Source organism: Haloarcula mannanilytica, assembly GCF_005406125.1.
In the GTDB taxonomy this organism is placed as follows: Archaea; Halobacteriota; Halobacteria; order Halobacteriales; family Haloarculaceae; genus Haloarcula; species Haloarcula mannanilytica.
Genome location: NZ_BIXZ01000001.1, coordinates 325,173 through 334,491 on the forward strand (window position 1 = coordinate 325,173; position 9,319 = coordinate 334,491).

The window sequence follows — 9,319 nt, forward strand, 5'->3', positions numbered from 1 at the left end:
CTCTCGAAAGGGTAAAGACGGCCCCACTACCATCACGAGAACACCCGGGGCGACATACAATGGTTCTCAAGACAGGCGCGGGCGTGCTCGCGGACAGGCGGCGACTCCCTACGGCGCTACGGGCGGTGCTGGGCTATTATGCGGACACCGGCGTGTTCGACGCCGCCAGCCTCTCGTTGAAGTCCGAGATCGACGACCGCACCGAGGCGATGGTCGACGACGTGACCGACCGTATCGAGGATGCGCTCGAAGACGAGTTCGGCCAGCCCGTCGAGTTCTCCTACGACACGAAGCTCATCTTGCCTGCACAGCTGACACTCGGCTACGTCTACCGCAAGGCCCGCCAGCAGGCCCCTGGCGACCCCGTTATCGACGCCATCGCTGACGGCGTCCCGAAAGTCGACGAGACGGCCCTGGAGCAGGGGCCAGCCCAGGACCTCGCGCCCCGCGAGATGGTTGTCCGCGCCGAGCAGATGACCCGCCTCTCCATCGAAGCGCTCATCGACGGCGACATGCGCGACGCCATCAATGACGACGAGTTCGAGGACTTCGAGGTGGAGTTTAGCGAGGGTGCGCCCTCGAAGCGGAACGGTGAGCGAAGCGAGCCGTGGAGCGGGAGCGAAGCCGACCGCCGCCGCGCCGCGGAAGTCGCCCAGTCCGCGCTCCAGTCTCATCTCGACGGCCTGTTAGCGGATATGCCGCCGGTCGTCGAGAACGCTTATCAGTGGGCCGTCGACTACAGCGAGGCCCACCAGGACCGGGACGACCACTTCCGAGAGCTGATGACCGCGGCCGAAGACGGCGACAAGGACGCCCTGGCAGCCATCCGCGGTGAGTACAAGTTCGCCGAGTACGACGAGGCGCCGGCGACGCTCACGGAGACGGAGAAGGAACTCCCCTACAGCAAGACCCAGTACGCCCGTGTCGGGGTGCTGTACGACGGCATGCTCGACCTCTATCGGCTCGCTGGGTTGGACATCGACGACGAGTTTGCCAAGGCCATCGTCCTCGCCATCATCGGCGCGCAGGTGTGGCTCGACGACGTGGACGACTACGATGACGACCGCGCGGAGGGCCAACTGACGCCCGTCACCGCCGAGTACCTGCTCGCGCCCGACGACGAGGCCGCCTATCGGCGCGTCGTCGACGTGACCGAACAGTACCTCGACCTTGCGAAGAGCTACGCGACGGCCGCCGACTCGCCGCTGACCGGCGTCGCTGTCGAGTACATCTACCGCTCCGGTGACCCGGACGTGTTGCCCGGCAAGCCTGAGTAGACATGCGGACAGCAGTGGTTCGACCCAAGCGCCAGAGTTTATATCCCGCCGCCCGCACCGAGATTTGAATGTTTCACTCGTGGGCGGGCCGACTCGCTGCGGTCGGGGTCCTCCTCGCCGCCCTGTTCGTGCTCATGGTCGCGTTTGGCGGGGTCGGGCCGGCCCCTTCGCTGGGAAATTATCCCGGTGGGGACGAACTGGCCCAGGACTACGACAAACACGTCGGCGATGACGTTCAGGTGACCGGCACCGTGGTCGGGACCGACCCCGTCGAGATCGCCCTGGAGTACGACTACGCCGCTGACGGCGAGCGCCACAGTGGTCTGATTACTGTCACGGTCCGAAACGTCGATGCCGCAGTCACCGACGGCGAATCCCTGCAGGTGTACGGCACGCTCGGGCCGGACGGCACTATCACCGCGGAAAACAGCGTGAGCGTGCCGGCGACGAACTACACCGCGATGTACCTCGTCTCCGCGCTCGCCGGCCTGTGGACGCTCTGGCGACTGGTCCGTGGCTGGCGACTGGACTGGCGGACGGGCGCACTGGTTCGGCGCGAGGAGCCACGCAGACCGGCCCGGGCACTCCTCGACCGGGTGCAGGAGGTGCTTGCCTGATGCCGGATCTGCTGTCACACGCTTTCATCGCGTTCACCATCTGTACGCTCCTGTCACTGCGGTACGACTGGCTCACCGGCGAGTACGTCACCGTCGGGATGGCCGGGGCGTTCATCCCCGACATGGCGAAGGTGAAACTGCTCGTGGACGCCGCGGCCGTCGAGGCAGCACTGGACCTCCCGTTTGGCTGGCTGGGCGTCCACACGCTGGGCGGGGCCTTCGTCTCCGTCCTCGTCGGGACCGTCGTCGTGAACCGGGCGGACCGGCGGCGCGTGTTCGGCCTCCTGTCACTGGGTGCGGCCAGCCACCTGTTCGCCGACGCGCTCCTGCTGAAAGCCTCGGGGCGCTCGTACGCGGTGCTGTGGCCCCTGACGCAGTACCATCCGCCGACGCCGGGGCTGTATCTGAGCACGGATATCTGGCTCACCGGTGTTACCGGAACTGTTGCGGTGGCAGCCTACCTTCTGGTGCAGTACAGAGCGTAGCGGCGTTACAGCGACCACTCCACACCGGCTCACCGCTTCCCGAGCGCCGTTTCGAACACGCGCTGGGCGCGCTCGTAAGCCGCGTCCCTGTCCACGATGGGATGTGGATACGCCGGGGCTAATTCCTCGCGTTCCCCGTCCGAGAGCGTCGGCCAGTCGACGATCTTGGTCGCTGGAACGCCGCGAAGTTCCGGGACGTACTCGGTGACGTAGTCCGCGCCGCTGTCGTACTTGTGCATCTGTGCGACCGGATCGAAGATACGCACGTCCACGGAGTCGGTCCCGGTCGAGGCCGTCCACTGCCAACTGGCGGCGTTGTTCGCGGGGTCGTGGTCGACCAGTCGCTTCCGGAAGTGTCGCGCCCCCTCGCGCCAGTCGATGAGGAGGTGCTTCGTGAGAAACGAGGCAACGTTCTGGCGCGGCCGGTTGTGGATGTACCCCTCACGTTCGAGTTGGCGCATCCCGGCGTCGACGAGCGGGTAGCCTGTCTCACCGCGTTTCCAGGCCTCAAAGTTGTCCTCGTCATTTCGCCACGCTATCCGGTTCGGGAAGGACTTGTAGTTCTCTGACAACAGCGTTGGGTTGTAGTACAGCAGATGGTAGCTCTGTTCACGCCAGGAGAGTTCGTAGCGGTACTTCTGGACGTTCCGCTGGGCGTCGCCGGTGACTTCGGTGTGGCGGTCGGACGCGTCCCGCCACATCTCGCGGATGCCGATCATTCCAGCGGCGAGGTACGGCGACATGCGTGAGACGGCACTTGTGGGCCGTTCGACGGCAGCCTGCATGTCGTCGCGGGTGTCGCTGTACGTTTCGATACCATCGGTGAGAAAGGTGTCGTACCGCTGTCGTGCACCCGCATAGCCCGGCGTCGGCAGGTCAATATCTGTATCGACGGTCGGGACCGTTTTCGAGTCTGACACGACCACAAGCGAGTCCGGGTCGGGACGGTCGGCCGGTGGCAGTTTCTCCCGCGTCTGCCAGTCGTCGTAGAAGCGACTGTGGTTCTCGTACCGGTCGTCGAGTCCGGCCGGGTCGACGAGCACGAGGTCGGTCAAAGATTTCGTGGGGACGGCCTCGTCGACGCGGCGCTGGCGGTTCCGACGCGCCGGCCGGTAGTGCTCGTTGTAGTACACCCGGTCGGCGTCGTACTCCTCGACAACGTCCGCGAGCACCTCGGCGGCGGCCCCCTCCCGAACGAGCAAGTCCCCGCCGCGGTCCTGGTACGCCGCTTTCAACGCTTGGACGCCGGCCAGCAGGAACGCCCGCTGGCGCTTTCCGACCTTCGATAGCAGGTCCGTGTCGACGACGTACACCGGCAGCACTTCGTCGGCCGCGGCGGCAGCAGTCAGCCCCCGGTTGTCCGGTATCCGGAGGTCCCGCTGATGCCAGAAGACGTGCATACCCTCTGTTAGGGACGCCGGCATATGGGTCCGGACCCGATTCTATTGTGTGTGCGACCGGAGGTCCCGACACCCGAAGTGTTGTCCCCCGAAGGCTGCCGAACTACCGCGACCCGGGTTTGCGGACGAGATAGCAGTACTGCGTGAAGCTGAAAAACGTCTCCTCGGCGGCCGCCTGCTCCCGGAGGTCGTCCGCCCAGGCCTCTGCCACTGTTGGGCCAACGTCGTCGTGGTCGGCCGCGTAGTCCTCGATGAACTGCATGAGATGGTAGGCGAAGGTCGCCTCGTCGAGTTCAGTGTTGACGATAGCGTTCGGCTCGACCCGGTCTACTTCCAACCCGGCCTCGCGGAGGTGCGGAGTCAGGCGGGAGCCCAGCCGTGGCTGTGGGCAGTGGTCGTCGAACGCGTCGAGGACCCGCCCCATCCGTTCGGGGTTGGGACTGCGCCACACCAGTGTCGCGAAGTCGGCGTCACAGACAACGGCGGCCCCGCCGGGTCGCAGGACGCGAGCCAGCTCCGAAATCGCCGAGTCGACCGTTTCGAGGTACTCGAACACCTGCACGGCAACGGCCGCGTCGACCGACTCGTTGGCCACAGGAAGGGCGACGGCGTTCCCCTGCGATAGCGTCACCTGGGGTAGCGGGGCACAGCGCTGTCGGGCCAGGTCGAGCATTGCCCGACTCTGGTCGATGCCGTAGACGTGGCCTCGTTCCCCTACTTCCCAGCCGAGTTCCGCCGGCTCGAACCCCGGCCCACAGCCGACAGCGAGCACCTCATCGCCCAGTTCGAGGTCGAGCAGTTCCCGGATCCGCTCCCGGCGCGCCGCGGCCGATTGCGTCCGGTATATCGCCTCTTCTTGGCGCGCTTCCGACGCGTCGTAATCAAGTGTCCCGCCCATCGCTGTGGCTCATCCGTTCTCCTGTCAGAAATAAAATCGTTCTGTCGCGTTGCACCGTCCCCAACTCGGTCCCGGATTTTATATACAAGAAGCCGTAGCAGCCTATAATCGGCTAGCATACGGCGGCCGCAGGCCGCCGTTTCACCGGAATCGAGGCTGCCTCGATTCCGGCCTTTTTAGCGTAGATTTTTGCGCCGAGCGGTGCGCGAAGCGCACCCGAGGCCGAAAAAGGTACTAGTAGAACTCGCGGACGAGGTCCATCGCGCCCTCGGGTGCGCCATCGGGAATCTCGGCCATCGAGCCTTCGACGCCTTCGCGTTCCTCGAAGGGGACGGAGTCCTCGTCCTGGTAGAGGACGCCCATGTACTCCTTGTCGCTTTCGAGGATTTTGTCCTTGGCCTGGTCGCGGTCCGACGGGTCGTGGTCGGTCTCGTCGAGGTCGACGATGGCGTCGCGGAAGTAGTCGTACGTGTCCACATCGTTGAACGTCACACACGGCGAGTAGACGTTGACGAATCCGAACCCGTCGTGCTCGACGGCTTCTTTGACGATTTCCGCGTGGCGCTGGGCGTTCGAAGAGAAGGACTGTGCGATGAACGTCGCGCCGGAGGCCAGCGCCAGTGCTTTCGGGTTGACCGGCGGCTGGTTCGGCCCGTCAGGCGAGGTGGAGGTTTCGAAGTCCTCGCGGCTTGTCGGCGAGGCCTGCCCCTTCGTCAGCCCGTAAATGCGGTTGTCCATCACGACGTAGCTCATGTCGACGTTCCGGCGGACGGCGTGGATGAAGTGGCCGGCACCGATGGAGTAGCCGTCACCGTCGCCGCCAGAGACCATCACTTCGAGGTCCGGGTTGGCCATCTTCACGCCGATGCCCACCGGCAGGGCGCGGCCGTGGACGCCGTGGAGCGCGTAGCTGTGCATGTACGTCCCGATCTTCCCGGAACAGCCGATACCGGCGACGATGAAGGTGTTGTCGGGGTCGTTGCCCGTCTCTGCGAGTGCCTTCATCATGCCGTTCATCGTCCCGAAGTCACCGCAGCCGGGACACCAGGTCGGTTGCTTGTCGGATTTGAAGTCTGTGAAGCGAACGTCGGAACTCATTGTGTTGCCTCCGCAGGTGTGTCAAGCGTTTGCTTGATCTCTGTCGCCAGTTCGTCCGCTTTGAACCGGACGCCGTTGTACTTGTTGATGCGCTGGACGCGTTCGAGGACATCGTGTTCGATGATGTCCGCGAACTGCCCCGTAGCGTTGCATTCGACGACGATGACATCCTCGGCGGCCTCGATTTCCTCGGTGAGGTCCGGCCGCGGGAAGATGTACGGCACCGAGAGGAAACGCACGTCGTAGCCGTCCTCCTCCAGCAGCGTCAGCCCCTCGCGGAGGGCCCCCTCGTTGGAGCCCCACGAAATGACCAGCGTGTCGGCGTCGGGGTCGCCGAACTCGCGGTAGTCGAAGTCCTCCTGCTCGCGGGCGGTCTCGACTTTCCGCTGGCGCTTGTCGACCTGCTCGATGCGCACCTCCGTGTCCTCGGTCCGGCGACCGAGTTCGTCGTGTTCAAGACCGGTCGTCATGTGTGCGCCGTCAGTCGTCCCGGGGAACGCCCGCGGCGAGACCCCGTCGGCGGCCGCGAAGTGGGCCTGGAAACGGCCCTTCCCGTCGAGCCACGTGTCGATGTCGTTCTCGTCGACGACCTTCCCGCGCTCGATTTCGACCTCGTCCATGTCGAAGGTCTCGGGGGAGAACGTCTGTTCGGTCACGGCCATCGCGAGGTCCGAGACGAGGAACACGGGCGTCTGGTACTTTTCGGCGAGGTTGAACGCCTCGACGGTCTTCCAGAAACACTCCGAGACAGTGGTCGGCGCGACGACGAACCGCGGAATCTCACCGTGGCCGCCGTACAGCGTCATGTTGAGATCGCCCTGCTCCTGCTTGGTCGGCATCCCGGTCGACGGACCGGAGCGCATCACGTCACAGATGACAAGCGGCGTCTCGCTGGTGGCGACTAGCCCGAAGGTCTCGGTCATCAGGTCGATACCTGGGCCGGAGGTTGCGGTCATGGCTCGGGCACCGGCACGGGCCGCACCCAGCGCCATGTTGATCGCCGAGAGTTCGTCCTCTGCCTGGACGACCTTCCCGCCGAACTGGTCGACGCGGCCGGTCATGTACTCCATCACGTCCGTCGCCGGGGTGATGGGGTAGCCGGAGTAGAAGCGACAGCCGGCGGCGATAGCGCCCATGCCGATTGCCTCGTCACCGTTGAGGAGCACGTAGTCCTCGTCGGTGGTCTCCATGTCGTAGTCGAATTCCTGGTCGTACTCCTCGCGGACGTACTGCTGGCCTTTGCGAGCGGCTTCCTTGTTGTTCTCGACGATGGCTTCGCCCTTGTCGCCGAAGCGCTTTTCGAGGCTCTCGTCGAGGTTCTCGATGGGAAAGCCGGTGACCTCACACGCCGCGCCCAGGGCGACGACGTTGAGCATGATGGCCCCACCCGCGTCCTCCGCGAGTCGTTTCAGCGGTACTTCAAGCGCCGTTGCGTCGCCGGGAACCTCCACGTCCTGCATCGTCGAGCGCTCGCCGTCGTAGATGATGACGGAGTCCTCGTGGAGTTCGTCCTCGTTCTCGTGGATGGTGCGCTCTGTGAGTGCGATCAGGATGTCCAGGCGGTCGACGACACTCTCGACCCGGTCGACTGACGTCCGTACCTTGTAGGCAGTGTACCCGCCACGGATGCGGGAGGCGAAGTCCTTTGAGGTGAAGACGTGTCGACCAGCCCGGGAGAGTGCCTGCGCGAAAATCTTCCCGGTGGAGTCGATTCCATCGCCGGCTTCGCCGCCGATGGCCCAGTTCAGGTCCTCTGGCATTATATCGCACGGGTAGCCAGCGTGGTAGGAAAAGCCTTCCGTAACCGCCCGCAAGCGGGAAACTCGGATCCGAGTTAATACCGGTAGATTTCGTGCAACAACCGCCGTTGTTTCCCGTATATCGGGACACGGAGGCACTCTCTTTCAGCATTACAGAACACGCAGCGACCGTAACCCCCTTGGCCGGGCACGGCAACCCCAAAATATGGATGAACGAGTCCTCGATGTTGTCGCTGTCCGGGATGTCGGACCGGACACCGTTGCGATTGATTTCGAAACGCCGGACGCCTTCGACGCACAGCCGGGCCAGTTTGTCAAACTGACTCTGACCGTCGACGAGGAGGAGGTCTCGCGGTTCTATACGATTTCCTCGCCGACGGTCGAGGAGACCTTCGAGATCACCGTCGGCATCGACCCCGACGGCGAGTTAGCGCCCCAGCTGGGCGCGCTCGAAGCGGGCGACGGCGTCCGCATCGCCGGCCCGTTCGGGTCGGATTACTACGAGGGCGAGAGCCGCGTCGTCGTCCTCGCTGGCGGTCCCGGCGTCGGCCCGGCCGTGGGTATTGCCGAGCGCGCACTTGACGACGGCAACGAGGCCGCCGTCGTGTATCAGGACGACGCCCCGGTACACGAGGACCGACTGGACGCGCTTCGGGACGCCGGGGCGCTCGTCTCGGTCATCAGCGCCAACGAATCGCTTGTCGACCCAGTGGCCGAGGCCGTCGAGGACGGCGGCCAGGTGTTCATCTACGGGTTCGCGGACTTCCTCGATGCCGCGACGGAGGCGCTCGAAACTGCAGGCGTCAGTACCGACGACGCGAAAGTCGAGAACTTCGGGTAGCGGGGCCTACGCCCCATCGCCGGCGTCGGACGACCGGACGGTCAGGACGGGCACCGGTGCGGTCCGGACGAGCTTCTCCGTGACGCTTCCGAGCAGGTAGCGGTCGATGCCGGTCCGCCCGTGGGTCCCGATGACCACGAGGTCTACGTCGTTGTCGTCGATGGCCTGCAGAATCACCTGGTAGGGAATCCCGTGGGCGACGGCTGTCTTGACGGCCCCGACGCCCGCCTCGTAGAGTCGCTCCGAGGTGGTGGCGACGGCGTCCTCGGCGATGGACTCCAGTTCGTCGATGATGACGCTCGACCCCACGTCGATACCCAGCGAGCGCGTGTCCACAGCCGAAAGCACGTGGACGGTCGCGTCGGTCTCACCGGCCAGCGCCGCCGTCGGCTCTATCGCGGCCTCGGCCCCGCTGCTGCCATCGGTCGGGAGCAGGATGTCCTCGAAGGCCACCGCGCCCGGGTCGGCGTCGGCCTTGACCGAGAGGACCGGCACGTCGGACAAGCGGACCACTTTCTCGGTGACGCTCCCGAGCAGGTAGCGGCGGACGCCGGTGCGGCCGTGCGTGCCCATGACGACGAGGTCGACGCCGTTCTCGTCGGCGTAGTCGAGGATTTCCTCGTGGACGACGCCCTCCCGGACGGCCGGCGTTACGTCGATGCCGTCGGTATCGACCACATCCGTCTGTTCGTCGACGAACGTCGCCGCGGGGGAGTCGCCGTCGTAGTCCCAGTCGCCGTCGCTCGGGCCGTGTTCGTCGACCACGGCGAGGACGTGGAGGGTCGAGCCGTACTGTCTGGCGAGGGTCGCCGCGGCCTCGAAGGCCCGCTGGGAACCGGGGCTGTCGTCGATGGGGACGAGAATCGTGTCGAACATCGCGTTTCGCTCCGGTGTTCGCCGGCAAGTGTGATAAAGTGTCGTGCCAGTGGAGAGTTCACCCGAT

General features: G+C 65.3%; 9 protein-coding genes. 4 read left to right on the forward strand and 5 right to left on the reverse strand.

Annotated elements, in window-relative coordinates:
- Window positions 1-59: 59 nt before the first annotated feature.
- The 3 genes from Harman_RS01620 to Harman_RS01630 all read left to right on the forward strand — a co-directional run bounded on the left by Harman_RS01620 (window position 60) and on the right by Harman_RS01630 (window position 2,379).
- Complete coding sequence (locus tag Harman_RS01620; RefSeq protein WP_137682080.1) at window positions 60-1,277, forward strand: hypothetical protein; 1,218 nt, start codon at window positions 60-62, stop codon at window positions 1,275-1,277.
- Window positions 1,278-1,345: 68 nt separating this feature from the next.
- Window positions 1,346-1,894 carry a hypothetical protein gene (locus Harman_RS01625; protein ID WP_137682081.1) on the forward strand — a complete coding sequence of 183 codons (549 nt, stop codon included), beginning with the start codon at window positions 1,346-1,348 and terminating at the stop codon, window positions 1,892-1,894.
- Window positions 1,894-2,379 carry a metal-dependent hydrolase gene (locus Harman_RS01630; protein WP_137682082.1) on the forward strand — a complete coding sequence of 162 codons (486 nt, stop codon included), beginning with the start codon at window positions 1,894-1,896 and terminating at the stop codon, window positions 2,377-2,379. Before Harman_RS01625 ends, Harman_RS01630 begins: the two co-directional genes overlap by 1 nt.
- Before the next feature lie 29 nt (window positions 2,380-2,408).
- Here Harman_RS01630 and Harman_RS01635 read toward each other — a convergent pair whose 3' ends face one another.
- From Harman_RS01635 to Harman_RS01650, 4 genes are all read right to left on the reverse strand, one after another.
- Window positions 2,409-3,779: a cryptochrome/photolyase family protein gene (locus Harman_RS01635; protein WP_137682083.1), complete on the reverse strand. Its 1,371-nt coding sequence runs from the start codon at window positions 3,777-3,779 to the stop codon at window positions 2,409-2,411.
- Window positions 3,780-3,882: 103 nt separating this feature from the next.
- Window positions 3,883-4,677 (reverse strand): methyltransferase domain-containing protein, encoded by a 795-nt coding sequence (locus tag Harman_RS01640; RefSeq protein ID WP_137682084.1) that lies wholly within the window; start codon window positions 4,675-4,677, stop codon window positions 3,883-3,885.
- Window positions 4,678-4,911: 234 nt separating this feature from the next.
- Window positions 4,912-5,775 (reverse strand): 2-oxoacid:ferredoxin oxidoreductase subunit beta, encoded by an 864-nt coding sequence (locus Harman_RS01645; protein ID WP_137682085.1) that lies wholly within the window; start codon window positions 5,773-5,775, stop codon window positions 4,912-4,914.
- Window positions 5,772-7,535, reverse strand: a complete 1,764-nt coding sequence (locus Harman_RS01650; RefSeq protein WP_137682086.1) for a 2-oxoacid:acceptor oxidoreductase subunit alpha — start codon at window positions 7,533-7,535, stop codon at window positions 5,772-5,774. The genes Harman_RS01645 and Harman_RS01650 overlap by 4 nt, the downstream gene beginning before the upstream one ends.
- Window positions 7,536-7,740: 205 nt before the next feature.
- Between Harman_RS01650 and Harman_RS01655 the strand changes: the two genes are divergently transcribed.
- Window positions 7,741-8,376: an FAD-dependent oxidoreductase gene (locus tag Harman_RS01655; protein ID WP_137682087.1), complete on the forward strand. Its 636-nt coding sequence runs from the start codon at window positions 7,741-7,743 to the stop codon at window positions 8,374-8,376.
- Between the two features lie 6 nt (window positions 8,377-8,382).
- Here Harman_RS01655 and Harman_RS01660 read toward each other — a convergent pair whose 3' ends face one another.
- Complete coding sequence (locus tag Harman_RS01660) at window positions 8,383-9,252, reverse strand: universal stress protein (RefSeq protein WP_137682088.1); 870 nt, start codon at window positions 9,250-9,252, stop codon at window positions 8,383-8,385.
- Window positions 9,253-9,319 lie beyond the last annotated feature (67 nt).

Coding starts and splice junctions, on each gene's coding strand:
- Harman_RS01655 (WP_137682087.1), top strand. CDS start 7,741: ATGGATGAACGAGTCCTCGATGTTGTCGCTGTCCGGGATGTCGGACCG.
- Harman_RS01625 (WP_137682081.1), top strand. CDS start 1,346: ATGTTTCACTCGTGGGCGGGCCGACTCGCTGCGGTCGGGGTCCTCCTC.
- Harman_RS01660 (WP_137682088.1), bottom strand. CDS start 9,252: ATGTTCGACACGATTCTCGTCCCCATCGACGACAGCCCCGGTTCCCAG.
- Harman_RS01635 (WP_137682083.1), bottom strand. CDS start 3,779: ATGCACGTCTTCTGGCATCAGCGGGACCTCCGGATACCGGACAACCGG.
- Harman_RS01630 (WP_137682082.1), top strand. CDS start 1,894: ATGCCGGATCTGCTGTCACACGCTTTCATCGCGTTCACCATCTGTACG.
- Harman_RS01620 (WP_137682080.1), top strand. CDS start 60: ATGGTTCTCAAGACAGGCGCGGGCGTGCTCGCGGACAGGCGGCGACTC.
- Harman_RS01650 (WP_137682086.1), bottom strand. CDS start 7,535: ATGCCAGAGGACCTGAACTGGGCCATCGGCGGCGAAGCCGGCGATGGA.
- Harman_RS01640 (WP_137682084.1), bottom strand. CDS start 4,677: ATGGGCGGGACACTTGATTACGACGCGTCGGAAGCGCGCCAAGAAGAG.
- Harman_RS01645 (WP_137682085.1), bottom strand. CDS start 5,775: ATGAGTTCCGACGTTCGCTTCACAGACTTCAAATCCGACAAGCAACCG.